General features: G+C 60.3%; 22 protein-coding genes. 11 read left to right on the top strand and 11 right to left on the bottom strand.

Annotation, left to right across the window (positions count from 1 at the left end; all coding sequences use genetic code 11):
* The first annotated feature begins 9 nt into the window (after nt 1-9).
* Complete coding sequence (locus AF70_RS09445; protein WP_028939020.1) at nt 10-2,955, top strand: HD domain-containing phosphohydrolase; 2,946 nt, start codon at nt 10-12, stop codon at nt 2,953-2,955.
* Here the strand turns inward: AF70_RS09445 and AF70_RS09440 are convergent, their stop codons facing one another.
* Entirely contained in the window at nt 2,956-3,438 is a 483-nt protein-coding gene (locus AF70_RS09440; protein ID WP_028939019.1) for a GAF domain-containing protein, read from the bottom strand.
* A complete protein-coding gene (locus tag AF70_RS09435; protein WP_019582525.1) occupies nt 3,435-4,325 on the bottom strand; it encodes an ATP-binding protein in 891 nt (296 codons plus the stop codon). Before AF70_RS09435 ends, AF70_RS09440 begins: the two co-directional genes overlap by 4 nt.
* Nucleotides 4,326-4,491: 166 nt before the next feature.
* On the opposite strand from AF70_RS09435, the gene AF70_RS09430 reads away from it, so the two are divergent.
* On the top strand, nt 4,492-6,813 hold the full coding sequence (locus AF70_RS09430) for a response regulator (RefSeq protein ID WP_028939018.1): 2,322 nt from the start codon (nt 4,492-4,494) through the stop codon (nt 6,811-6,813).
* On the opposite strand, the gene AF70_RS09425 is transcribed toward AF70_RS09430, so the two are convergent.
* From AF70_RS09425 to msrB, 3 genes are all read right to left on the bottom strand, one after another.
* A complete protein-coding gene (locus AF70_RS09425; RefSeq protein ID WP_007940020.1) occupies nt 6,797-7,258 on the bottom strand; it encodes a MarR family winged helix-turn-helix transcriptional regulator in 462 nt (153 codons plus the stop codon). The two genes, AF70_RS09430 and AF70_RS09425, sit on opposite strands and share 17 nt — an antisense overlap.
* Nucleotides 7,255-7,740, bottom strand: coding sequence for a glutathione peroxidase (locus AF70_RS09420; protein WP_028939017.1), 486 nt, complete (start codon nt 7,738-7,740; stop codon nt 7,255-7,257). Before AF70_RS09420 ends, AF70_RS09425 begins: the two co-directional genes overlap by 4 nt.
* A gap of 154 nt (nt 7,741-7,894) precedes the next feature.
* Nucleotides 7,895-8,290 (bottom strand): peptide-methionine (R)-S-oxide reductase MsrB, encoded by a 396-nt coding sequence (gene msrB / locus AF70_RS09415; RefSeq protein ID WP_028939016.1) that lies wholly within the window; start codon nt 8,288-8,290, stop codon nt 7,895-7,897.
* Nucleotides 8,291-8,516: 226 nt separating this feature from the next.
* On the opposite strand from msrB, the gene AF70_RS09410 reads away from it, so the two are divergent.
* Both AF70_RS09410 and htpX read left to right on the top strand, forming a co-directional pair.
* A complete protein-coding gene (locus tag AF70_RS09410) occupies nt 8,517-9,728 on the top strand; it encodes a pyridoxal phosphate-dependent aminotransferase (RefSeq protein ID WP_007940017.1) in 1,212 nt (403 codons plus the stop codon).
* Between the two features lie 317 nt (nt 9,729-10,045).
* The gene (htpX, locus tag AF70_RS09405; protein ID WP_019582531.1) at nt 10,046-10,933 is read left to right on the top strand and encodes a protease HtpX; all 888 of its coding nucleotides are present in this window, start codon (nt 10,046-10,048) and stop codon (nt 10,931-10,933) included.
* Between the two features lie 133 nt (nt 10,934-11,066).
* On the opposite strand, the gene AF70_RS09400 is transcribed toward htpX, so the two are convergent.
* Entirely contained in the window at nt 11,067-11,720 is a 654-nt protein-coding gene (locus AF70_RS09400) for a thiopurine S-methyltransferase (RefSeq protein WP_028939015.1), read from the bottom strand.
* A 103-nt stretch (nt 11,721-11,823) separates the two neighbouring features.
* On the opposite strand from AF70_RS09400, the gene AF70_RS09395 reads away from it, so the two are divergent.
* Nucleotides 11,824-12,591, top strand: coding sequence for a class III extradiol ring-cleavage dioxygenase (locus tag AF70_RS09395; protein ID WP_019582533.1), 768 nt, complete (start codon nt 11,824-11,826; stop codon nt 12,589-12,591).
* Between the two features lie 104 nt (nt 12,592-12,695).
* Here AF70_RS09395 and AF70_RS09390 read toward each other — a convergent pair whose 3' ends face one another.
* Complete coding sequence (locus tag AF70_RS09390) at nt 12,696-14,369, bottom strand: DEAD/DEAH box helicase (RefSeq protein ID WP_007940012.1); 1,674 nt, start codon at nt 14,367-14,369, stop codon at nt 12,696-12,698.
* A gap of 421 nt (nt 14,370-14,790) precedes the next feature.
* On the opposite strand from AF70_RS09390, the gene AF70_RS09385 reads away from it, so the two are divergent.
* Nucleotides 14,791-15,582, top strand: a complete 792-nt coding sequence (locus AF70_RS09385; RefSeq protein WP_019582535.1) for a crotonase/enoyl-CoA hydratase family protein — start codon at nt 14,791-14,793, stop codon at nt 15,580-15,582.
* A 57-nt stretch (nt 15,583-15,639) separates the two neighbouring features.
* Here AF70_RS09385 and AF70_RS09380 read toward each other — a convergent pair whose 3' ends face one another.
* The gene (locus tag AF70_RS09380) at nt 15,640-16,395 is read right to left on the bottom strand and encodes a spermidine synthase (RefSeq protein ID WP_007940010.1); all 756 of its coding nucleotides are present in this window, start codon (nt 16,393-16,395) and stop codon (nt 15,640-15,642) included.
* A gap of 148 nt (nt 16,396-16,543) precedes the next feature.
* On the opposite strand from AF70_RS09380, the gene AF70_RS09375 reads away from it, so the two are divergent.
* Nucleotides 16,544-17,890, top strand: coding sequence for a class II 3-deoxy-7-phosphoheptulonate synthase (locus AF70_RS09375; RefSeq protein ID WP_007899909.1), 1,347 nt, complete (start codon nt 16,544-16,546; stop codon nt 17,888-17,890).
* Nucleotides 17,891-18,004: 114 nt separating this feature from the next.
* On the opposite strand, the gene AF70_RS09370 is transcribed toward AF70_RS09375, so the two are convergent.
* Entirely contained in the window at nt 18,005-19,234 is a 1,230-nt protein-coding gene (locus AF70_RS09370; protein WP_028939014.1) for a winged helix-turn-helix domain-containing protein, read from the bottom strand.
* Between the two features lie 64 nt (nt 19,235-19,298).
* A complete protein-coding gene (locus AF70_RS09365; protein ID WP_018930023.1) occupies nt 19,299-19,514 on the bottom strand; it encodes a DUF1127 domain-containing protein in 216 nt (71 codons plus the stop codon).
* 96 nt (nt 19,515-19,610) lie between these two features.
* On the opposite strand from AF70_RS09365, the gene AF70_RS09360 reads away from it, so the two are divergent.
* Nucleotides 19,611-20,465: a LysR substrate-binding domain-containing protein gene (locus tag AF70_RS09360; RefSeq protein WP_019650550.1), complete on the top strand. Its 855-nt coding sequence runs from the start codon at nt 19,611-19,613 to the stop codon at nt 20,463-20,465.
* Here AF70_RS09360 and AF70_RS09355 read toward each other — a convergent pair.
* Nucleotides 20,455-21,189, bottom strand: a complete 735-nt coding sequence (locus AF70_RS09355; protein WP_081625787.1) for a sulfite exporter TauE/SafE family protein — start codon at nt 21,187-21,189, stop codon at nt 20,455-20,457. The two genes, AF70_RS09360 and AF70_RS09355, sit on opposite strands and share 11 nt — an antisense overlap.
* Nucleotides 21,190-21,313: 124 nt before the next feature.
* Here AF70_RS09355 and AF70_RS09350 point away from each other — a divergent pair, with 124 nt between their 5' ends.
* The 3 genes from AF70_RS09350 to AF70_RS09340 all read left to right on the top strand — a co-directional run bounded on the left by AF70_RS09350 (nt 21,314) and on the right by AF70_RS09340 (nt 23,487).
* A complete protein-coding gene (locus AF70_RS09350; protein WP_028939013.1) occupies nt 21,314-22,270 on the top strand; it encodes a LysR family transcriptional regulator in 957 nt (318 codons plus the stop codon).
* A gap of 69 nt (nt 22,271-22,339) precedes the next feature.
* Nucleotides 22,340-22,801 carry a MarR family winged helix-turn-helix transcriptional regulator gene (locus tag AF70_RS09345; protein ID WP_026286713.1) on the top strand — a complete coding sequence of 154 codons (462 nt, stop codon included), beginning with the start codon at nt 22,340-22,342 and terminating at the stop codon, nt 22,799-22,801.
* Between the two features lie 266 nt (nt 22,802-23,067).
* Nucleotides 23,068-23,487 carry an organic hydroperoxide resistance protein gene (locus tag AF70_RS09340; RefSeq protein WP_018930027.1) on the top strand — a complete coding sequence of 140 codons (420 nt, stop codon included), beginning with the start codon at nt 23,068-23,070 and terminating at the stop codon, nt 23,485-23,487.
* Nucleotides 23,488-23,510: the final 23 nt, after the last annotated feature.

Raw genomic sequence — 23,510 nt, 5'->3', positions numbered from 1 at the left:
AAATCTGCAATGCCCAGCCCACTGCGCCCGGACCAGCGCCGATTTCCCCTGCACATCCATATCAGCGTGATGTTCACGTTCCTGCTGTTGCTGACCGGGGTGGTGCTGGGCATTTTCAACTATCGGCAAACCACCCGGATCATTCTTTCCAGCAGTGAAAAGCTCTTCAATCGCATCGAGCAGGATGTCCGTCTGGACCTGCATCGCACCTATGAGCCGATTCGTCATCTGTTGAGCCTGCTGGCGGACAATCCGGCAACCCAGGCGCCCGACCTTGAGCAACGCCTGGCGTTGCTCAAGCCCTTCAGTCAATCACTCACGGACAACCCCGATCTGGCCTCGCTGTACCTGGGCTACAGCAATGGCGACTTCTTCATGGTTCGCCCCCTGCGTAGCGTCGCCCTGAAAACGCAGCTCAAGGCACCGGACACCGCGGCGTATCAGGTATGGAGCATCGAGCATCCAGGCGGCAGTCAGGTCCGCTCCCAATCCTTGTTTTTCGATCAGAACCTGGCCCTCGTCAGCCGTCTGGACAACCCCGACGAAATCTACGATCCGCGCACCCGCGCCTGGTTCTCCAGCGCCCGCAGCGACCGTGATCAGATCACCACCGAGCCCTACCTGTTTTTCTCCACCCGCAATGTCGGTACAACCCTGGCGCGGCGCAGTGGTGAGCAGGCGGTGATGGGCGCCGACCTTACACTGGCGGAACTGTCGGCAACCCTGGCCAAACATGTGGTGACGCCCGGCACCGAAATTGTGCTGCTCGATGCCGAGGGTAATGCCGTTGCCTACCCCGACAGCAGCAAACTGATCGTCGACGACCAGACAGCCCGGCTGATCAAAGCCGCCGACCTGAGCCCCAGCCTCGCGGCCCTGCTCACCAGTCCCCCTGAGATCAATCGCCTGAACGCCGCGGGTCGTCAATGGATCGCGGCGCGCAGCAGCATGCAGGAGGGTGGCCCACAGGGGCTGCAACTGGCGCTGCTGGTGCCGGAAGACGAATTGCTCGTCGATGCCTACCGCATGCGCTGGCAAGGCGCGCTGATTACCCTGGCAACGCTGCTGTTGTGCCTGCCCATGGGTTGGCTGACCTCGAGGGTGCTGGTCACCCCCCTGCGCGCCCTGGTGCGGGAAGCCGATGCGATTCGTAGTTTCGATTTCAATTTTCCGGCCAGCCGTCGCTCGCCGGTGCTGGAAGTCGACCAACTGAGCGTGTCGATGGCGCGCATGAAAGACACCCTGGCGAGTTTTTTCCGGATCACCGACAGCCTGAGCGCCGAAACCCGTTTCGCCCCCTTGCTGCAACGGGTGTTGTTTGAAACCGTGCAGATCGGCCAGGCCCAGGCCGGTCTGATCTACCTGCGCGAAGGTGATGAAAATCGCGTGGAACCTCATGCGCTGGTCATCAACGGCAGTTCACAGGCCTTGCCGCCATTCGACATTCAAGGACACGTACCCCAGGATTCTCAGAGCCCTCAGTGGATGCAAACACTGTCGACCGCCGACAATGTCGTCACCTCTCTGGGCTTCGAACAGGCGGGGGATCTGCAGAAAGTCTTGCTCGCGATGGAATGCCCGCGGGTTCATCTGGTCGGTATTCGGCTACACAATCGTCATAACGAAACCGTGGGCCTGCTGGTCCTGCTGCTGGCCGACAGCGGCACACAAGACGACCTGGAAAAGCTGCGCCCGGATCGCATCGCGTTTCTCCAGGCGGTGTCTGGCGCGGCCGCCGTGAGTATCGAAAGTCAGCGCCTGCAAGCCAGGCAAAAACAGCTGCTGGACTCATTCATTCAGCTGCTGGCCGGCGCAATCGATGCCAAGAGTCCCTACACCGGCGGGCACTGCCAGCGAGTACCGGTACTGACGCTGATGCTGGCACAGGCGGCCGCGGCCAGTCAGGACCCGGCCTTCCGTAGCTATCAGCCCAGCGAAGATGAATGGGAGGCGTTGCACATCGCCGCCTGGCTGCATGATTGCGGCAAGGTCACCACCCCTGAATACGTGGTCGACAAAGCCACGAAACTTGAGACCCTGTACGACCGCATCCACGAAATCCGCACCCGTTTCGAAGTCCTCAAGCGTGATGCCTGGATCAATTATTGGCAGGCCATCGCTCTGGGGGGTGACGAGTCGCCTCTGGCGCAATTGCGCAATGCGAGCCTGGCGGCGCTGGATGATGATTTCGCGTTCGTGGCGCGCTGCAACCTGGGCAGCGAGGCCATGGTCGAGGCCGATCTGCAGCGGCTGAACACCATCGCCCAACGTACCTGGACCCGAACCCTGGATGATCGGCTTGGCGTCTCGTGGGAAGAGAACCGGCGCCAGGCCCGGACCCCGACGCCGACCCTGCCGGTCAGCGAGACACTGTTGGCGGATAAACCCGAGCATCTGCTCGAGCGCGCCGACAGCGAACTGATCCCGGACGACAATCCCTGGGGATTCAAGCTCGACGTGCCGCACTACAAGTACAACCGGGGCGAACTTTACAACCTGAGCATCGTCCGAGGCACCCTGACCCGCGAGGAGCGTTACATCATCAATCACCACATGGTGCAGACGATCCTGATGCTCAGTCACCTGCCCTTCCCCGGCCACCTCAATAACGTCGCGGAAATCGCCGGCGGCCACCACGAAAAAATGGACGGCACCGGTTATCCCAAACGCTTGAAGCGCGAAGACATGAGCCTGCCGGCGCGGATGATGGCGATTGCCGATATTTTCGAAGCGCTGACCGCCGCCGATCGCCCCTACAAGAAAGCCAAGTCCTTGAGCGAAGCGCTGGGCATCATGGCCACCATGTGCCGTGACGCCCACATTGACGCTGAATTGTTCGGGCTGTTCATCAACGACGAAATCTACTTGCAGTACGCCAGCCAATTCCTGGAGCCACAACAGATCGATGCCGTCGACCCGACAAGCCTGCTGATCAAGGCCGGCTTGAAGGCCTGATCAGCAGTCGGTCAGACGCAGGAAAATCGCCGCCAGTTGCTCGATTCCGGCCTGATCGTCAGCGGTAAAACGCGCCAGCTTCGGGCTGTCGAGGTCCAGCACACCGATCAGTCGACCGTTCTTGACCAATGGCACGACGAGTTCACTGTTCGATGCGCTGTCACAAGCGATGTGGCCGGGGAATTCATGTACGTCTTCGACCCGCTGGGTCTGCAAGGTGGCAGCGGCAGCCCCGCAGACGCCGCGACCGAATGGAATCCGTACACAGGCGATCTGCCCCTGAAACGGGCCAAGCACCAGTTCATCGTTGCGATTAAGGTAGAAACCGGCCCAGTTCAGGTCATCGAGCTGGTTGAACAGAAACGCGGAAAATTGCGCGGCGTTGGCGATAAAATCACGCTCGTCCGCCAGCAACGATTCCAGCTGTGCCCATAGCATGCCGTAGCCCTCAAGGCCCTGGCCGCTCTTTTGTAAATCGATCATGCCTTTTGCTCCAACAGCTTCAGCCCGACCCAATAGCGGGCAAATTGATACGCGCAACGTCCGTTGCGATTACCCCGGCCCGTGGCCCAGCGCACCGCGAGGATGTCCAACTCTTCGTCACGCTGCCACTTGAGGCCGGCCTTGTCGGCCAATTGGCCGATCCAGTGCTCGACGACGTTGAGGAAATGTTCCTGAGTAAACGGATAGAACGACAGCCACAGACCAAAACGGTCCGACAGTGCGATCTTGTCTTCCACCGCCTCATTGGGATGGAGCTCGCCATCGACCCTTTTCCAGTTTTCGTTATCGCTTTCCTTTTCCGGCACCAGATGGCGACGGTTGGAGGTGGCGTACAGCAGAACGTTATCTGGCGCCTGCTCGAGAGAGCCATCGAGTACGCTCTTGAGCACGCGATAATCGCCCTCGCCCGACTCGAACGACAGGTCATCGCAGAACAGCACAAACCGTTGAGGCAGCTTGGCAATCTGCTCGACCACTCGCGGCAAGTCCGCCAGGTGATCGCGCTCGATCTCGATCAGCCGCAGGCCGCTCTTGGCGTGTTCGGCCAGCAAGGCGCGCACCAGCGACGATTTACCGGTGCCCCGCGAGCCCCAGAGCAAGGCGTGATTGGCAGGCATGCCGTCGAGGAACTGTTGAGTATTGCGGCCCAATTGCTCAAGTTGCCGGTCAACGCCGATCAGGTCGGACAGGCGCATGTCGAGGCTGACTTGCAGCGGCAACAGAAAACCGTTGCGACCCTCGCGTTGCCAGCGTGCGGCCAGGCAGTGTGTCCAGTCGACAGTTTGCCGAGGCGCCGGCAGCAGCGGTTCGATACGGGCCAGAACGGCATCGGCGCGTTCAAGAAAAGCATTCAATCGGGAATCCACGTCTTCTCCTCGGGCACGTTCACAGTGATGATGGCGGTACAGCGACGAAACACAGCATCCGATGCCCGGCCAACACCCCGTACAGGTGTTTTGCGAGAACATCGGTATCCATTGATGATCGACTATGCTTGAGCAGCGAAGGGAAACGGAAGTGGTTCAACATCCCATGGATATCAAGTTCAGCCAGCGGCTGTCGTACAAGCAAGCCAAGCTTACGGTGCTGGTCGGCTTCATTCTGGGCACGCTGCTCAGCCTTGTGCAAATAGGCATCGATTATGCCAGCGAAGACGCCTCCATCAACCGCGAAATCCTGTCTTTGCTGGAAATCAGCCATAACCCCGCGTCTCGCATCGCCTACAACATCGATGCCGAACTCGCCCAGGAACTGATCCTGGGTCTGCTGCGCTCCCCGGCGATCATCGGCGCGAAATTGACCGACAACAACAATACCGTACTGGCCAGCGTCAAACGCCCGGGCCTGGAAAACAATTACCGGATGCTCAGCGACTTCCTGTTCGGCGCCAACCGACAGTTTGAAGACCGTCTTTACCTCGACCACTTGCCGGACGAGTCCCTCGGGACCTTGCGCCTGGAAGTCGATACCTACACTTTCGGCAGTCGTTTCCTGCGCCGGGCCGAAGTGACCCTGCTCAATGGCTTCGCGCGCAGCCTGATCCTTACGGGCATTCTGCTGGCGCTGTTTTACGTGATGCTGACCAAACCGCTGGTGCGGGTCATCCGCGAACTCAGTGGTCGTGATCCACGCAGCGCGGAGCCGACCTGGCTGGAGTACCCGGCGGGGCATGAAAGCGATGAAATCGGCGTCTTGGTCAAGGTCGCCAATCAACAGTTCGATAACATCGCCACCGAGATCCAGCAGCGGCGCAATGCCGAAAACCGCCTGACCGACTACCTCTCGCAACTGGAAAATATCGTCTCGGCCCGTACGGCGGAACTCAAGGCCATCAACTCCCGGCTCAGCCAGTCCAACGAGGAACTGGAAGTCGCCCGCCGCACCGCCCTGGACATGGCCGAGGCACGCTCGGTGTTCCTGGCCAACATGAGCCATGAAATCCGCACGCCTCTCAACGGTCTGCTGGGGATGATCGCGCTCTCGCTGGACGGCCCGCTCAATGCCGAGCAGCAGCAACAGCTGTCCATCGCCCATGACTCGGGCAAAGTGCTGGTGGAGCTGCTCAACGATATCCTCGACCTGTCAAAATTCGATGCCGGCCAGCTGGAACTCGAACACATTCCATTCGACCTTGGCTCGCTGATCGAAGACACCGCCAACCTGCTGTCCCAGAACGCCGCGCCGAGCGTCGAGCTAACGTGCCTGATCGACCCGCAATTTCCCGCGCTGGTGCTCGGTGATCCGACCCGGGTCCGGCAGATCGTCAGCAACCTGCTGTCCAACGCCCTCAAGTTCACCCGCTTCGGGCGGGTCGATGTGCGTCTTTCAACGTTCGAAGACGGCGTGCGAATCGAGGTCTGCGACACTGGCATCGGCATTGCCCAGGACGCACAGGTCAAAATCTTCCAGCCGTTTACCCAGGCCGGTGCCGGCATTACCCGGCAATTCGGCGGTACCGGGCTGGGCCTGGCGCTGACTTATAACCTCTGCGAAGCCATGCAGGGGCGTCTGACGATCAGCTCGGAAGCAGGCTTCGGCAGTCAGTTCTGCGCCGACCTGCCGCTGCCCTGCCACACTCGCGCCATCCCGCCAGCAGCTCTGCAAGGCAACATCGTCGCGATCACGGCCGCCAGCAGCGGTCTGGCAGAACTGCTACAGAATCTATTGCCCGAATGGGGGCTCGGCTATCAGCAGCGTTCCATCGATGACCGATTGATCGGCCTGAAACCGGATGTGTTGATCACCGACTGCCCCGAATGCCTGTTTGGCCTGCGCCCGACTTTAACCGCACCGATTCTGCTGGTGACCGCGTACGGCAGTTTCCTGCCCAGCGAGCAAGCCAGCGCCCTGGCACCTTTGCAGCAACAGGCGCGACCGTTGGCGCGCAATGCGCTTTACCAGACATTGCGACGGATCCTGCAGCCGGAACTCAACACGATCAACGGTGCCCGGGTCGAAGTCCTCTCGCCCCAGCGACGCGGGCGCATCCTGCTGGTGGAGGACAACCCGGTCAATCAGCTGGTGGCCAAGGGCATGCTCGGCAAACTCGGCTGCGAGGTGAGCGTCGCGGCCCATGGCGCCGAAGCCCTGGATCAGCTCGAACACAGCGAATTCGACCTGGTGCTGATGGACTGCAACATGCCGGTGATGGACGGTTATGAAGCCAGCCGGCAGATCCGTCGCAGCGGACGCTGGCCACAACTGCCCATCGTCGCCCTGACCGCCAACGCCATGTCCGAAGAACGCGAACGCTGCCGTGCGGCGGGCATGAGCGACTACCTGGCCAAACCCTTCCGCCGGGAAGAGCTGGCGGCCCTGCTCGACTTGTGGATACCCACTACGACAGCGATTTGATTTGCCCCAACAGGTGATCGAGACCATCGCGCAGCTCATTCAGGCGATCCAGATCGACACCGCTATCGCACAACAGGCGGGCCTTGAGCGGCCCGACCTGATCGCGCAAGGCCTTGCCGGTGGACGACAGGCTCAAGTGCACCTCACGCTCATCGCGCGCCGAACGCTGGCGCTGCACCAGCTGCAGTTGCTCAAGACGCTTGAGCAGCGGCGTCAGGGTCCCTGAATCCAGCGCCAGGCGCTCACCCAGCGCCTTGACCGTCGGCTGCTCCGGCGCCGCTTCCTGCCATTCCCACAGCACCAGCATCGCCAGGTATTGTGGGTAGGTCAGGCCCAGTTGATCGAGCATCGGCTTGTAGGCACGGATCACCGCCCGAGAAGCGGCATACAGCTTGAAGCAGAGCTGACTGTCGAGTTTCAGCGAATCGACTGACAACGTGTTCATTTGAGCAGGGCTTCGATCTCGCGGCGCAGCGCTTGCGGCTTGGTGGCCGGAGCAAAGCGCTTGACCAGCTGACCGTCCTTGCCGATCAGGAACTTGGTGAAGTTCCATTTGATGCCCTGGGAACCCAACACACCTGGCGCGCGTTTTTTCAGCTGAACGAACAGCGGATGAGCGCCGACACCGTTGACTTCGATTTTCTTGAACAGCGGGAAACTCACCCCGTAATTCAGCTCGCAGAACTCGGAAATCGCCCCTTCGTTGCCCGGCTCCTGCTGGCCGAACTGATTGCAGGGAAACCCGAGCACCACCAAACCTTGATCCTTGTAGCTCTGCCAGAGCTCTTCGAGGCCCTTGTACTGTGGGGTGAAACCACATTTGCTGGCAGTGTTGACCACCAGCACCGCTTTACCGGCGAAATCGGCCAGGGTCTTTTGCTCCCCCTTGATGGTGGTGCAAGGGATGCTCAGCAGGTTGTCGCTCATGGCACGAACTCCGAATGAAGGAATATCAAACATAGCGAGCAATTGAATTGTGTGCAATTTAATAAATCAATAGATACCCGACACGCGAACATCATTGCAGGAGCTGCCGGAGGCTGCTCCCGCGTACACAAGTCAAACGCGCGACATCAGCAGATTATTCGCGGGGAACGAGGTCCAGGCACACCGAGTTGATGCAATAACGCAAACCGGTTGGCGGCGGACCGTCCGGGAACACATGCCCAAGGTGCGCATCGCATTTGGCGCAGACCACTTCGGTACGGATCATGCCGTGGCTGATATCACGGATCTCGACCATCGCGCTGTCGCCGATCGGCGCATAGAAGCTCGGCCAGCCGCAGCCGGAATCGAACTTGGTTCTGGAGTCGAACAGCGGTGCGTTGCAGCAGATGCAGTGGTAAACGCCGTCGGTTTTGGTGCCGTTGTATTTACCGGAGAACGGTCGCTCGGTGCCCTTGAGGCGGCAAACGTTGTACTGCTCCGGATCAAGCATGGCCCGCCATTCTTCCAGGGTTTTTTCCAACTTTTCCATTGATACACCTCAGCAGCTGAAAAAGCCCGATCTGTACCTTTTCCACGGATCGGGCGGCACGTATGATTGCGCCTCGTCAAACGCCAGTCTGGCAGCCAGACCACGCGCATTCAAACGGATTTATGAGTGCCGCCACTCAAGGCGTCAGGCCTGTGTGAATACGCAGGATTCCCAGCACGGTCGTTCACACGCCGCCTGGATCGTTCATTTTCGGGAACACATCGCCATGCAGGTCAGCAAATCGAACAAGCTCGCCAACGTCTGCTACGACATTCGCGGCCCAGTGCTCAAGCACGCCAAACGCCTGGAAGAGGAAGGTCATCGCATCCTCAAGCTGAACATCGGCAACCCGGCGCCCTTTGGTTTCGAAGCGCCGGACGAAATTCTTCAGGACGTGATCCGCAACCTGCCGACCGCCCAGGGCTACAGCGACTCCAAAGGCCTGTTCAGCGCCCGTAAAGCCGTGATGCAGTACTACCAGCAAAAGCAGGTGGAAGGCGTCGGCATTGAGGACATTTACCTGGGCAACGGCGTTTCCGAGCTGATCGTGATGTCGATGCAGGCCCTGCTCAACAACGGCGACGAAGTGCTGGTGCCGGCCCCCGACTATCCGCTGTGGACCGCCGCAGTGAGCCTGGCGGGCGGCAACCCGGTGCATTACCTGTGCGACGAGCAGGCCAACTGGTGGCCGGACCTGGCCGACATCAAGGCCAAGATCACCCCGAACACCAAGGCCCTGGTGATCATCAACCCGAACAACCCGACCGGCGCGGTGTATTCGAAAGAAGTCCTGCTGGGCATGCTGGAACTGGCCCGTCAGCACAATCTGGTGGTGTTCTCCGACGAGATCTACGACAAGATCCTGTACGACGACGCCGTGCACATCTGCACCGCCTCGCTGGCACCGGACCTGCTGTGCCTGACCTTCAACGGCCTGTCCAAGTCCTATCGCGTGGCCGGCTTCCGCTCCGGCTGGATCGCCATTTCCGGCCCGAAACACCACGCCCAGAGCTACATCGAAGGCATCGACATGCTGGCTAATATGCGCCTGTGTGCCAACGTGCCGAGCCAGCACGCGATCCAGACCGCACTCGGTGGTTATCAGAGCATCAACGACCTGGTATTGCCCCAAGGGCGTCTGCTGGAACAGCGTAATCGTACCTGGGAACTGCTCAATGACATTCCGGGCGTAAGCTGCGTCAAGCCGATGGGTGCGCTGTATGCGTTCCCGCGGATCGATCCGAAAGTCTGCCCGATCCACAACGACGAGAAATTCGTGCTCGACCTGCTGCTCTCGGAAAAGCTGCTGGTGGTACAAGGCACGGCCTTCAACTGGCCATGGCCAGACCATTTCCGCGTGGTCACCCTGCCACGGGTCGACGACCTGGATCAGGCCATTGGCCGGATCGGCAACTTCCTCAAGTCCTATCGCCAGTAAATGGCCTGTCACCGTGCGACGCGGATAAAAGTCGCACGGTGATTAATTCAGCAACACTTCTGTGCGCCCTGCCCTGCCTCGTTGTTTCAAGCGCTGACTGACGACACGCTTCATGCCCACGCCCAACAACGGCGGGGGCCTGTGACGCTAATTGGCTGACAACCGTTTCCCATGCCGACGTCGGAAATGCCCTTCAAGCAGCTAGACTGTTGCCGTAGGACACAGTTTGAAATAGTCACCCGGTTGAATAGCCCGGTGCAGCACCTTATATACCCCGCAGTACGCTACATCTTTAGCACGAGGAGATTTCTACAACCATGATGCGCATTTTGCTGTTTTTGGCCACTAACCTGGCGGTCGTGCTGATTGCCAGCATCACCCTGAGCCTTTTCGGCTTCAACGGGTTCATGGCGGCCAACGGGGTTGATCTCAACCTCAATCAGCTGCTGATTTTCTGTGCGGTCTTTGGTTTCGCCGGTTCCCTGTTCTCGCTGTTCATCTCCAAGTGGATGGCGAAAATGAGCACCAGCACCCAGATCATCAGCCAGCCGCGCACCCGGCATGAGCAATGGCTGCTGCAAACCGTCGAGCAACTGTCCCGCGAAGCCGGGATCAAGATGCCCGAAGTCGGGATTTTCCCGGCCTATGAAGCCAACGCCTTCGCCACCGGCTGGAACAAGAACGACGCACTGGTCGCGGTCAGCCAGGGCTTGCTCGAGCGTTTCTCGCCGGATGAAGTGAAAGCCGTTCTGGCCCACGAAATCGGTCACGTGGCCAATGGCGACATGGTCACGCTGGCGCTGATCCAGGGTGTGGTGAACACCTTCGTGATGTTCTTCGCCCGGATCATTGGCAACTTTGTCGACAAGGTGATCTTCAAGAACGAAGAAGGCCAAGGCATCGCCTACTACATAGCGACCATCTTCGCCGAACTGGTCCTGGGCATTCTGGCCAGTGCCATCGTCATGTGGTTCTCGCGCAAGCGCGAGTTCCGTGCCGACGACGCCGGCGCACGCCTGGCGGGTACCAGCGCAATGATCGGTGCCCTGCAGCGCCTGCGTGCCGAACAAGGGCTGCCGGTGCACATGCCGGATACCCTGAATGCCTTCGGCATCAACGGTGGTCTCAAGCAAGGGTTCGCCCGCATGTTCATGAGCCACCCGCCGCTGGAAGAACGCATCGACGCACTGCGTCGCCGGGGCTGACAGCTTCCGCAGCACTAAAAGAAAAGACCCGCAGTGAATGCGGGCCTTTTTTTGTCTGCGAAGTGGTGTGGCGCTCTTCAGGGCCTCATCGCGGGCAAGCCGGCGATGAGGCCAGCATAATCAGCAGCTTTTATCAGCTGGAAACCCGATAAACACGCTCCTCAAGCCGCGTGACACCAGCCTCGAGAAACTTCCAGCTCTCACCCAGGACATCCTGGTCTTCCAGGATCTTCAGCTCCCACGAGGCCCCCAGCAGCCGTTGCACTTCGTCATCAAGCACAGCAAATGGCGGCCCGGACATTTGCGTCTGGTCATAATCCAGCGTAATCAAAATCCCTAAAGAATCCTTCGGCAGAATCCGAATCAGATGAGCCGCGTATTGCTCACGCATCGCTGGCGGCAGCGCGATCAGCGCCGCGCGGTCGTACAGTGCGCTGCAATCGGCAACATCGCCTGCCGTCAACTCGAAGAAATCGCCGCACCACAGCTCGATCGACCCGGCCCGATAGACGTTGAAAGGCCCCTGCTCGCTGATTGCCGGGTCCAGTTGATGCTCATTGAAAAAGTCCTCGATGGCCTTTTCCGACAACTCGATACCCAGCACCTCATGACCGCAGTGCGCCAGCCACAACAGGTCCAGGCTCTTGCCACACAACGGCACCAGTACGCGAGAACCTTCATCAAGGCCCAGTTGCGGCCAGAACCGTTGCAGATAGGGATTTACTTCCGGCAGATGGAAGCCGATCTGATTCGACGCCCATCGTTTGTGCCAAAACTCCGGCTGCATAGTTAACCCCGAAAAATTCGATCAAAAGACTCTAAAACTTATATTAGATTTAGATCAATGATCTGACTGAAGATGCTGCCATCTTACTCCCAGGAGCTCAATTATGTTCCCCAGCCTGTATATCTCTCATGGCTCCCCCATGCTGGCCCTGGAACCTGGCGCCAGTGGGCCGGCCCTCGCGGATCTGGCGGCGACAATGCCCAAGCCCAAGGCCATCGTGATCGTTTCCGCGCACTGGGAAAGCAGCGAATTGCTGGTCAGCGGCAACCCCCAACCCGAAACCTGGCACGACTTCGGCGGTTTTCCGCGGGCCTTGTTCGAGGTGCAGTACCCGGCACCCGGCAGCCCGCAACTGGCGACAGAGGTTGTCGAGCTGCTGAAAACCGATGGCCTGCCTGCGCGCATCGATACCAAGCGCCCCTTCGACCACGGCGTTTGGGTACCCTTGTCGTTGATGTACCCGCAGGCCGATGTCCCGGTGGTGCAGGTCTCGCTGCCCACCCGTGGCGGCCCGGCGCTGCAAACCCGCGTCGGCCATGCCCTGGCCAGCCTGCGCGAGCACGGCGTGCTGTTGATCGGCTCTGGCAGCATCACCCACAACCTGCGCGAACTGGACTGGCACGCCGGCCCGGAAAGCGTCGAACCCTGGGCCAAGGCGTTCCGTGACTGGATGATTGAGAAGCTCGAAGCGAACGATGAAGCTGCGCTGCACGACTATCGTCAGCAGGCGCCGAACGCGGTGCGCAACCATCCGAGTGACGAACATCTGTTGCCTCTGTACTTCGCCCGCGCGGCCGGGGGCGAGTTCAGCGTTGTGCACCAGGGGTTCACCATGGGGGCGCTAGGAATGGATATCTATCGTTTCAGCTGACAGGTAAACCAAGTCGCCCATCGCGCGCCACAAAACAGCAGGCATAAAAAATCCCCGAACCAGTCGGGGATTTTTTATGTGCGATCAATCAGCCCGGGGGCGGATCAATCTTCGCGGTAGCGGCGCAGCTTCAACTGCTTACCGGCAACGCGAGTGTCCTTCAGCTTGGTCAGCAGACGCTCCAGACCATCTTCCGGCAGCTCGACGAGGCTGAAGCTGTCACGCACCTGAATGCGACCGATGGCTTCACGCGCCAGACCACCTTCGTTGAGGATGGCGCCCAGCAGGTTCTTGGCAGCGATACCGTCACGCGCACCCAGCGCGGTACGGCAACGAGCACGGCCTTCAGCCAGCGGGATCGGAGCACGACGCTCGCGGTCACCACGGTCCGGACGATCACCGGAACGCTCTGGACGATCGCCACGCGGTGCATTGTTCGGCACCAGTGGACGTTCTTTCTCGATGGCGGCCAGGGTCAGCGCTTGACCGTTGGTAGCCTTGCGCAGCAGGGCTGCGGCCAGGGCACGCGGGCTGCAACCGATGTCGGCAGTCAGACGATCCAGCAGATCACCGTGAGTCGACTCGGCATCACCTACCAGCGGCGACAGGCTGTTGGTCAATTTCTTGATGCGGGCATCGAGAACAGCTTGAGCGTCCGGCAGGCGAACTTCGGCAACTTTCTGACCGGTAACACGCTCGATCACTTGCAGCATGCGGCGCTCACGAGGAGTGACCAGCAGCAGCGCGCGACCTTCGCGACCGGCACGGCCGGTACGGCCGATACGGTGAACGTAGGATTCCGGGTCGTACGGCATATCAACGTTGAACACGTGAGTGATACGCGGAACGTCCAGGCCACGAGCGGCAACGTCGGTCGCCACAACGATGTCCAGACGGCCATCCTTGAGGGATTCGATGACGCGCTCACGCTGGTTCTGAGCAATGTCACCGTTCAGCGCAGCGGCTTTGTAGCCTTTGGCTTCCAGGGCACTGGCCAGGTCCAGGGTCGCTTGCTTGGTGCGCACGAACATGATCAGGGCGTCGAAATCTTCCACTTCCAGCAAGCTGAGAACGGCAGAAGTCTTCTGGTCAGCGTGAACCAACAGGTGAGCCTGTTCGATCGCGGTAACGGTCTGAGTCTTGCTCTGGATCTTCACGTGCTTCGGATCGCGCAGGTGGCGTTCGGCGATGGCACGGATCGATTGCGGCAGGGTGGCCGAGAACAATACGGTCTGACGGGTTTCCGGCATGGCCTTGAAGATAACTTCCAGGTCGTCCATGAAGCCCAGTTTGAGCATTTCGTCCGCTTCGTCGAGAACCAGGTGGTTCACGGTAGTCAGGACTTTTTCGTCGCGACGCAGGTGGTCGCACAGACGACCCGGAGTGGCGACAACAATCTGTGCGCCATTACGGATTGCTTTCAATTGTGGGCCCATCGGCGCGCCGCCGTAGACAGCCACAACAGTTACGCCCGGCATTTGCTTGGCGTAGGTTTCGAAAGCGGTTGCAACTTGTAGCGCCAACTCACGAGTTGGGGCCAGGATCAGAGCTTGCGGCTCGCGCTTGGACGGATCAATGCGGTGCAGGATCGGCAGGGCAAAGGCAGCGGTTTTACCGGTACCGGTTTGCGCCTGGCCAATCATATCGTGACCGGCGAGAATGATCGGGATCGACTGCTGCTGAATGGCCGAAGGCTCTTCATAGCCGGTAGCGACTACTGCAGCGACAATATTAGGGTGAAGTTCAAGAGCGGCGAAGCCGCCGATTTCCTGGGTCATGGGTCTGCCTCTAAGTGCATCCGCAAAGACCCATGCTCCAAAGCTGCGCATGCCGTGTTGAGACTCAAGAGTCGCCCTGGCAGCTTTGTCGGCGGGGATTTGCGAAAACGAATGAATGAAAAGAATCGTCAAGGAAGAGTCCGCGGGGCGGACGTGCAGCCGAAGCTGGCTTCGGGGAATTGCGCTACCTAAACGCGGCCCGGTTAAAGGCCGGCGCGCACTATACCGGAATTCGGCAAAAAAGGGAGCTTTTTTTATCGGAAAAAACCGGCATACGCCGTTGTGTCACGGGCTTTGCGGATAATCGTACAACCGTCTATTTTGCAAAGGCCCGGCCCTGCTGACGATGGCGCTAAAACGGTTCACCCTTGCGACGCAGACCTTTGGTCTGACGCACCCTTCCCGCCCGAGGAAATGCTCCATGAATCAGCCCAGCCCCAGTCGTGTAACCCGTGAACGACACGGTCATGTCCTGATGATCGGCCTGGATCGGGTGGCCAAGCGCAATGCCTTCGACCTCGACCTGCTCAATGCGCTCAGCCTGGCCTATGGCGAATTCGAAGCCGACAGTGAGGCGCGGGTCGCGGTGGTGTTCGGCCATGGCGAGCATTTCACTGCCGGGCTCGACCTGGTCAGCGCCGGCGCAGCCCTGGCCGAAGGCTGGCAGGCACCGCCCGGCGGCTGCGATCCCTGGGGCGTGTTCGGCGGCCCCCGGGTCAACAAACCGGTGATTGTCGCGGCGCAAGGCTACTGCCTGACCGCGGGCATCGAATTGATGCTGGCCGCCGACATCAACCTGTGCGCCAGCAATACCCGTTTTGCCCAAAAGGAAGTGCAGCGCGGACTCCTCCCGTTCGGCGGCGCCACCTTGCGCCTGCATCAGGTCGCCGGTTGGGGCAACGCCATGCGCTGGCTGCTCACCGGCGATGAATTCGATGCACATGATGCCCTGCGTCTGGGCCTGGTGCAGGAAGTCATGGCCAGCGAGGACTTGCTGCCACGGGCGATCGAGTTGGCTGAGAGGATTGCGAGGCAGGCACCGCTGGGGGTTCAGGCGACGTTGATGTCTGCGCGACAGGCGCGCTACGAGGGTGAAATTGCTGCGGCCCAGGCATTGCCGGCGCTGGCGAAGAAACTGCTCAACAGCGAGGACGCCAAGGAGGGTGTGCGGTCAATGATCGAGAAGCGGCCGGGGGTCTTCAAAGGCTGCTGACAGATCGGCTTTTGTGGCGAAGGGGCAAGCTCCCTCGCCACAGATGACCTCATCGCATTAAGTCGCCGGTCGAATATCCTTGATCAACGATTGCAACGAATACCCCAACCGCGGCGCCAGGCCTTCCGCACGGGCGATCAGCCCTTCCATGTCCAGCTCCTGATCCAGCTCCGATGGCACGATCAGAATCACGTTGCCCTCCTTCACCGGCAGTTCCCAGTAATGCCGGTGATAGAGACCGCGCAACAACGCTGCGCCCAACGGTTTGCCGTCGTCGGTGGCCCACTGGTTGATCACCAGCCAGCCACCCGGATTCAAGCGTTTCTGACAGTTTTCCAGAAAGCTCCAGGCCAGGTGCCCGACACCCGGCCCGACATCGGTATACAGGTCGACGAAAATCAGATCGGCCGGTTCAGCCGTATCGAGCAACTCCAGCGCATCGCCGACGCGGATGTACAGCCGAGGATCGTCATCCAGGCCCAGGTATTCGATGGCCAGGCGCGGTACGTCAGGGCGCAGCTCGATGGCTTCGACATCTTCCAGTGGCAGGAACTTCAAGCAAGCCTGGGTCAGTGTCCCGGCGCCAAGGCCGAGGAACAGCGCGCTTTCCGGCTGCTCGTGGCACAGCGCGCCAATCAGCATCGCGCGGGTGTAATCGTACTCGAGCCAGCTAGGGTCGGCGGTGAACACGCAGCTCTGTTCGATGGCGTCACCGAACTCCAGAAAACGGTAGTCGGCCACTTCCAGCACGCGAATCACGCCGAACTCATCCTGTACCTCGGCGAGCAGATGCTCGACGCGCTCCTCAGTCATTTCGTCTCCTGATCGTTACCGGCCCCGGCAACGCGATAAACCGCAACATAAAGCGGCAAAGGCGCGATTGTCCGCGAAGCGACGGGAGCAGGTCACGCACTAATTGCTGATAACATAACCGTCCGAGCGTAAAACACTAGAGACTGCGATGAGCCAACCCTGGAGCCCTGACAGCTGGCGCGCCCTGCCGATCCAGCAACAACCTCAATACCCCGACGCGGCGCATTTGCTGCACGTCGAGCAAACCCTGGCGAGCTATCCGCCACTGGTGTTTGCCGGTGAAGCGCGGGAGTTGCGCCGTCAGTTTGCCGAAGTCACCCAGGGCCGGGCGTTTCTGTTGCAGGGCGGCGACTGCGCCGAAAGCTTCGCCGAATTCTCCGCCGCGAAAATTCGCGACACCTTTAAAGTGTTGCTGCAAATGGCGATCGTCATGACTTTCGCCGCCGGTTGCCCGGTGGTCAAAGTCGGACGCATGGCCGGTCAGTTCGCCAAACCCCGTTCGGCCAACGATGAAACCATCAACGGCGTGACGCTACCGGCCTACCGTGGCGACATCGTCAACGGCATCGGTTTCGACGAAAAAAGCCGCGTACCGGACCCGGATCGCCTGCTGCAGTCCTACCACCAGTCCACCGCGACCCTGAACCTGCTGCGCGCCTTTGCCCAGGGCGGCTTTGCCGATCTGCATCAGGTACACAAATGGAACCTGGACTTCATCGCCAACTCGGCACTGGCCGAGAAATACAGCCACCTGGCCGATCGCATCGATGAAACCCTGGCCTTCATGCGTGCCTGCGGTATGGACAGCTCGCCGCAACTGCGCGAAACCAGTTTCTTCACCGCCCACGAAGCGCTGCTGCTGAACTACGAAGAAGCCTTCGTGCGTCGCGACAGCCTGACCAACGACTACTACGACTGCTCGGCCCACATGCTGTGGATCGGTGACCGTACCCGTCAACTGGACGGTGCTCACGTCGAATTCCTGCGCGGGGTGCATAACCCGATCGGGGTCAAGGTCGGCCCGAGCATGAACCCTGAAGACCTGATTCGCCTGATCGATGTGCTCAACCCGGACAACGACCCGGGTCGCCTGAACCTGATTGCGCGGATGGGCGCGAACAAAGTCGGCGATCACCTGCCGCAGCTGATTCGCGCGGTGCAGCGCGAAGGCAAGCAAGTGCTTTGGAGCTCCGACCCGATGCACGGCAACACCATCAAGGCCAGCAGCGGCTACAAGACCCGCGACTTCGCGCAGATCCTTGGCGAGGTGAAGCAGTTCTTCCAGGTTCACGAAGCGGAAGGCAGTTATGCCGGCGGCATCCACATCGAAATGACCGGGCAGAACGTCACCGAATGCATCGGCGGCGCGCGGCCGATTACCGAAGATGGGCTTTCGGATCGTTATCACACCCATTGCGACCCGCGGATGAATGCCGATCAGTCGCTGGAACTGGCGTTTTTGATTGCCGAGACCCTGAAGCAAGTCCGCCGTTAAATCGCGTTAAGCCCTTCGCGGGCAAGCCTCGTTCCTACAGGTTTTGGGTCGTTCACATTTCCGGTGGACGACATAAAACCTGTAGGAGCGAGGCTTGCCCGCGAAGGCGTCAATTCAAACAACACTGAATTGAGCCAACGCCCCCCGCAACCGCGCCGCACTCGCCCGCGGGCAATTCAGCTGAACCCGCTCAAGCCCCAACCAATCGGCCATCCGCCGCAGATTGACTGCCAACGCCAGCATCCCTTCATCATCCAGCCCCGGCTCTTCCTCATGCACGGCATGCACCGCCAACCGGCCCGACGCTCGTTCGGCCCGCAAGTCGACCCGCGCAGCAATCCGCTCATTATGCAAAAACGGCAAGACGTAATAGCCGTAGACGCGTTTGTGCTGCGGCGTATAAATCTCCAGCCGATAACGGAAATCGAACAATCGCTCGGTACGGCTGCGCTCCCAAATCAGCGAATCGAACGGTGAAAGCAGCGCACTGGCCTCGACCTTGCGCGGCACTTTCGGCTCAGCCAGGCAATAGGCCGGTTGCCGCCAGCCTTCAACCTCACAGACCAGCAGCTCACCGCCCTCGACCAGTTCCGCCAGACGCGGCCGGCTGTCTGCGGGGTTCAAGCGAAAATAGTCCCGCAGGTCCTTTTCCGTGCCGACGCCCAACGCCGTGGCCGCATGCAGCAACAACCCGCGCTGGGCTTCGGCTTCACTGAGCAAGGGCTGCTGCAGAAGTGCCGAAGGAATCACCCGTTCCGGCAAATCATAAAGCCGTTCGAACCCGCGCCGGCTGGCCACGGTCACTTCACCGGCGGCGAACAACCATTCAAGCGCATGCTTTTCAGCGCTCCAGTCCCACCACGGCCCTGCCCGTTCCTGACGGGTCGACAGGCTGCCCGCCCCCAGCGCACCGAGCTTCTGGACCGACGCTAAAACACGGCGAATCGTGTCCTGCTGCTCACGACCGAAACGCGCCAGTTGCTGGTAGATATCTTCGCCACGGGCAGCGCGCTGCATGCGCCAGCGCATCAAGGGGTACATCGACAACGGCAATAACGAAGCTTCGTGCCCCCAATACTCGAATAACGTGCGCCGACGGCCCTGACTCCAGGCAGCCTGATCAAGCAAGTCGGTTGAATAATTGCCAAGACGGGAAAACACGGGAAGGTAGTGCGAACGCACCAATGCATTGACCGAATCGATCTGCAGAATGCCGAGCCGTTCGATCAGCCGGTTGAGCTGAACCGGCTTGGTCGCCGCCGGCGGCTGGCGCCCGTTGAACCCTTGGGCAGCCAGCGCCAGACGCCGAGCCTGTTTGAGGGAAAAGGACAGTGTGGCGGGCATGAGCATCTCCTTGTCTGCTCGCAACCTACCTCACCCGAAAGTGGTTTGTGTAGCGATGGCATCATCATTTGTGCATCGGATCATCCCAGAACGGTCTTACTGCCTCATGCTCCACATCCGCGCGGCTCACGCCGATATCCTTCAGTGCTTCGTCGCTCAAGCTCGCCAGTAATTCACGTTCACGGTGAAGTTCGTACCAGCGACTAAACTTGTGCAGCAGATCGGATACCGCGTGGATTGAGAATTTTTGTTCCGTTACATGCTCGTTGTGACCTTTCATCGTGTAGCCCTCCTTTAGGGATGGATCCAGTCTCGCCGCAGCGCTAAGATCAATCCAACGAATGTTTCTGATGGCATACATCTCGGAGATTGATGAATGTCCGCCTACCCCAGTATCGACACCGATGTACTGCGCACCTTCGTCGCGATCGCTGATCAGGGTGGCTTTACCCGCGCCGGGGAAATGGTCAACCGCACCCAGTCGGCGGTGAGCATGCAGATGAAACGTCTGGAAGAAGACGTGTTGCAGCGCCAGCTGTTCGAACGCGACGGGCGCCAGGTCAAGCTGACCGCCGAAGGCCAGGTGTTGCTCGGCTATGCGCGGCGCATCCTCAAACTCCACAGCGAAGTCTTCAATACCCTGCGCGAGCCGCACATGGTCGGCACGGTGCGCATCGGCACGCCCGACGATTACGTGATGCGCTTTCTGCCGGGCATCCTGTCGCGCTTCGCGCAGTTCTACCCGCTGATCCAGATCGAGGTTCATTGCGAATCAACCCGGCAACTGTTGCAGCGCCAGGATCTGGATCTGTCCATCGTCACCCGCGAGCCGGGTAACGAGATCGGCCAGTTGTTGCGCAAGGAGCGCTTTGTCTGGGCCGAAGCCCAATGCTTCAACGCCCACGAGCAGACGCCGCTGCCGCTGGCGATGTTCAACAGTGATTGTTTCTGCCGCGTCTGGGCGTGTAATGCGCTGGACGCCATGGGCCGCGATTACCGCATTGCCTACAACAGCTCCAGCCTGTCGGCATTGATGGCGGTGGTCAGCGCAGGGCTAGCGATCACCGCGCAACTGGAAAGCCTGATCACGCCGGACATGCGCATCCTCGGTGCCGACCAGGACCTGCCCCTGCTGCCGGAAGCCAGCATCATGCTGATCCGCAACCTGAACAACCCTTCGCCGATCACCGAATGCCTGGCCGAACACATCATCGAAGGCTTCAAACTTTAAAGGCGAGCATCACCGCACAGAACACCAGAAAACCACAGAACAGCCCGCGCAACAGCCGCTCCGGCAGTGCGTGGGCGATTCTCACGCCCCAACTGATGCTCATCAATCCACCGACCGCCAACGGTATTCCGATCGCCCAGTGCACCTGATGGTGCACCGCATAAGTCGCCAACGTGACGCCCGTGCTCGGCAATGCCAGCGCCAGCGACAAGCCCTGGGCAACCACTTGGCTGGTACCGAACAGACTGGTCAACACCGGCGTGGCCACCACCGCCCCGCCCACGCCAAACAACCCGCCCATGGTCCCGGAAGCCGCGCCGAGCACACCCAGCCACGGCCATGAATAATGCATCTGCGAAGACGCCGGTGCGGTGGCGGTGAACATTCGCATCAGGTTGTAGGCCGACAGCGCGACCAGGAACGCGACAAAACCCACGCGCATGGTTTGCGCATCAACGCCCACCGCCCAGATTGAACCGATCCAGGCGAAGCAGAATCCCATCGAAGCCAATGGCAGCGCATGACGCAATTCGATGCGATTACGCTGGTGATAGCGCCATAGCGCCAGCATCACGTTCGGCACCACCATCACCAGCGCCGTGCCTTGGGCGACCTGCTGATCGAGACCGCACCACACGCCCAGCAGCGGAATCGCCACCAACCCGCCACCAATGCCGAAGAGCCCGCCGAGGGTGCCCAGGGCAGCGCCAAAAACCAGGTACATCACGAACTCAATCACAGGCGGTTTCCTCTTGTCAGGCTGTTCATCCTACGCAGTCGGCTCTGGCAGGGAAACGCATAGCAACGCACAATGGCTGTGCCAAATTCGCACAAGCGTTGATGAAGCCATGAACCCCAATCAATTGACCGAACAACTCGGGCTGTTTCTGGATGTGCTGGAAACCGGCAGTTTTTCCGCTGCATCCCGCCGTCATCCCCTGACGCCATCGGCGGTGGCGCGACGTATCGATAGCCTGGAAAGCGCCGTCGGCAGTCAGCTGTTCATTCGCAGCACCCACGCGGTGCGGGCTACCCCGGCAGGTTTGGCCTTTGCCGAGCGCGCGCGGCGGATCGTCGCGGAGCTGCAACTGGCGCGGGCGGAAGCGGTGTCCCTGAGCAATGCGCCGGAAGGCTTGATTCGGGTCGATGCGCCGGCAGCGTTCGGACGACGCCATCTGGCACCGGTGATTGCCGACTTCCTGACCCTTTACCCCGGCCTCGACGTGCAATTGCACCTGATCGACAGCTTTGTCGACATGCAGGGTTCGAACCTGGGCAAGGTCGACCTGGTGCTGCGTGCCGGGCAAATGGCCGATACCCGGCTGGTGGCCACGCCGCTGGCGAGCATGGTGCGCATCGCCTGCGCCAGCCCCGATTACCTGCAACGCCGTGGCGTGCCGACCGAGCCGGTGCAATTGGTCGACCACGACGGCCTGGATTGGGACGGCCTGGCTCCGCCGTTCGCCTGGCGCTTCGAGCGGGATGGGCAGATGCATTTGCACCGGCCTGCGCGAATCCGCATGAGCGCCAACAACGCCGAGGCGCTGGTCTGCGGCGCACTGGCCGGGTTGGGTGTCGCGCATCTGCCGACCTGGCTGGCCAGTGAATATTTATTGCGTGGCGAACTGCTGCCGCTGTTCTGCGAAAAAGGTCTGCCACAACCGGAAAGCACCGGAATTTATGCGTTACGCCTGGAGCAGCAGCCCAGTTCGCGTAGCCGCTTGCTGCTGGAATACCTGAAGACCCGTTTCAGCCCCATCCCACCGTGGGATCTGGCGCTGCAAACCAACCTGGACCGCCACTAGTCCATAATTATCTGGCGCATTAAAGATTCGCCCGCTAGATTCATGACGATCACTGATCAAGGCTTTGAAATGAACACCGAGCGCGACACCCCGGACAACTGCGATAACCTGCTGCTGGATAATCAGGTCTGCTTCGCCCTGCATTCCACTTCGTTGCTGATGACCAAGGTCTACAAGCCGCTGCTGCAAGCGCTGGGCCTGACGTATCCGCAGTACCTGGCAATGATGGTGTTGTGGGAAAAGGACGGGTTGACGGTCGGCGAAATCAGCAGCCGACTGCTGACCGATCCCGGCTCCCTCACCCCGCTGCTCAAACGCCTGGAAGCCGAAGGCCTGCTGAGCCGCACCCGCAGCCGCGAAGACGAACGGGTAGTGATTGTCGAACTCACCGAGCAAGGCCATGCGCTGCGAGACAAAGCACGCGATATTCCGCAGTGCATCCTCGGCGCCAGCGGGCAGACGCTGGAACAGTTGAAGAAGCTGCAAGCGGATCTCCAGGAGCTGCGCAGCCACCTGCAAGACAGCCTTTAGACCGCGTTATCGTTCTTCGCGGGCAAGTCGGATCGCCCGCGAAGGCGTCCTCCCCGTCGCAAAAAAATTCACTTCGCATAAATCCCGTACGAAAGCCTCTATCTCAAGCATCTCCCGCCTGATCGAATCTCCAGGTGATGGGCAGGGTCAGTTTTTTTCAAAAATTTATCTTGCGCACTAAATATTAGCGAGCTACATTCACTTCGCACTTACTTAGCGCGCAAACATTTAGCGCGAAACACCCAATTCAAAACGAGGCTCACACCATGCAAACTCTCTACACCGCAATCGCAACCTCCACCGGCGGCCGTGACGGTCGTTCGATCTCCAGCGACAACGTCCTCGACGTCAAACTCGCGACCCCGAAAGAACTCGGTGGCGCCGGCGGTGCGGCAACCAACCCTGAACAACTGTTCGCCGCCGGCTATTCCGCCTGCTTCATCGGCGCGCTGAAATTCGTCGCCAGCCAGACCAAACGCAAAATCCCCGACGACGCCTCGATCACCGCCCATGTCGGCATCGGCCAGATCCCTGGTGGTTTCGGCCTGGACATCGACCTGCACATCAGCCTGCCGGGCCTTGAACAAGCCGATGCACAAAGCCTGGTCGACGCCGCCCACCAGGTCTGCCCGTACTCCAACGCCACGCGTGGCAACGTCGATGTGCGCCTGCACGTTGCCGTTTAATCACTGATCTTGATCATTCGCCC

The organism is Pseudomonas sp. KD5, assembly GCF_012932895.1.
GTDB lineage: Bacteria > Pseudomonadota > Gammaproteobacteria > Pseudomonadales > Pseudomonadaceae > Aquipseudomonas.
The sequence above is the reverse complement of the archived record's forward strand: the minus strand, read 5'-3'. Positions and strand labels throughout refer to the sequence as shown.

Excerpts from the sequence above, each read along its gene's own strand:
- AF70_RS09440 (WP_028939019.1), bottom strand. The coding sequence starts at position 3,438 with ATGATCGATTTACAAAAGAGCGGCCAGGGCCTTGAGGGCTACGGCATG.
- AF70_RS09410 (WP_007940017.1), top strand. The coding sequence starts at position 8,517 with ATGCAGGTCAGCAAATCGAACAAGCTCGCCAACGTCTGCTACGACATT.
- htpX (WP_019582531.1), top strand. The coding sequence starts at position 10,046 with ATGATGCGCATTTTGCTGTTTTTGGCCACTAACCTGGCGGTCGTGCTG.
- AF70_RS09395 (WP_019582533.1), top strand. The coding sequence starts at position 11,824 with ATGTTCCCCAGCCTGTATATCTCTCATGGCTCCCCCATGCTGGCCCTG.
- AF70_RS09355 (WP_081625787.1), bottom strand. The coding sequence starts at position 21,189 with ATGTACCTGGTTTTTGGCGCTGCCCTGGGCACCCTCGGCGGGCTCTTC.
- AF70_RS09345 (WP_026286713.1), top strand. The coding sequence starts at position 22,340 with ATGAACACCGAGCGCGACACCCCGGACAACTGCGATAACCTGCTGCTG.
- AF70_RS09400 (WP_028939015.1), bottom strand. The coding sequence starts at position 11,720 with ATGCAGCCGGAGTTTTGGCACAAACGATGGGCGTCGAATCAGATCGGC.
- AF70_RS09425 (WP_007940020.1), bottom strand. The coding sequence starts at position 7,258 with ATGAACACGTTGTCAGTCGATTCGCTGAAACTCGACAGTCAGCTCTGC.
- AF70_RS09390 (WP_007940012.1), bottom strand. The coding sequence starts at position 14,369 with ATGACCCAGGAAATCGGCGGCTTCGCCGCTCTTGAACTTCACCCTAAT.
- AF70_RS09380 (WP_007940010.1), bottom strand. The coding sequence starts at position 16,395 with ATGACTGAGGAGCGCGTCGAGCATCTGCTCGCCGAGGTACAGGATGAG.
- AF70_RS09370 (WP_028939014.1), bottom strand. The coding sequence starts at position 19,234 with ATGCCCGCCACACTGTCCTTTTCCCTCAAACAGGCTCGGCGTCTGGCG.
- AF70_RS09375 (WP_007899909.1), top strand. The coding sequence starts at position 16,544 with ATGAGCCAACCCTGGAGCCCTGACAGCTGGCGCGCCCTGCCGATCCAG.
- AF70_RS09430 (WP_028939018.1), top strand. The coding sequence starts at position 4,492 with ATGGATATCAAGTTCAGCCAGCGGCTGTCGTACAAGCAAGCCAAGCTT.
- msrB (WP_028939016.1), bottom strand. The coding sequence starts at position 8,290 with ATGGAAAAGTTGGAAAAAACCCTGGAAGAATGGCGGGCCATGCTTGAT.
- AF70_RS09420 (WP_028939017.1), bottom strand. The coding sequence starts at position 7,740 with ATGAGCGACAACCTGCTGAGCATCCCTTGCACCACCATCAAGGGGGAG.
- AF70_RS09340 (WP_018930027.1), top strand. The coding sequence starts at position 23,068 with ATGCAAACTCTCTACACCGCAATCGCAACCTCCACCGGCGGCCGTGAC.
- AF70_RS09350 (WP_028939013.1), top strand. The coding sequence starts at position 21,314 with ATGAACCCCAATCAATTGACCGAACAACTCGGGCTGTTTCTGGATGTG.
- AF70_RS09445 (WP_028939020.1), top strand. The coding sequence starts at position 10 with ATGCCCAGCCCACTGCGCCCGGACCAGCGCCGATTTCCCCTGCACATC.
- AF70_RS09360 (WP_019650550.1), top strand. The coding sequence starts at position 19,611 with ATGTCCGCCTACCCCAGTATCGACACCGATGTACTGCGCACCTTCGTC.
- AF70_RS09365 (WP_018930023.1), bottom strand. The coding sequence starts at position 19,514 with ATGAAAGGTCACAACGAGCATGTAACGGAACAAAAATTCTCAATCCAC.
- AF70_RS09385 (WP_019582535.1), top strand. The coding sequence starts at position 14,791 with ATGAATCAGCCCAGCCCCAGTCGTGTAACCCGTGAACGACACGGTCAT.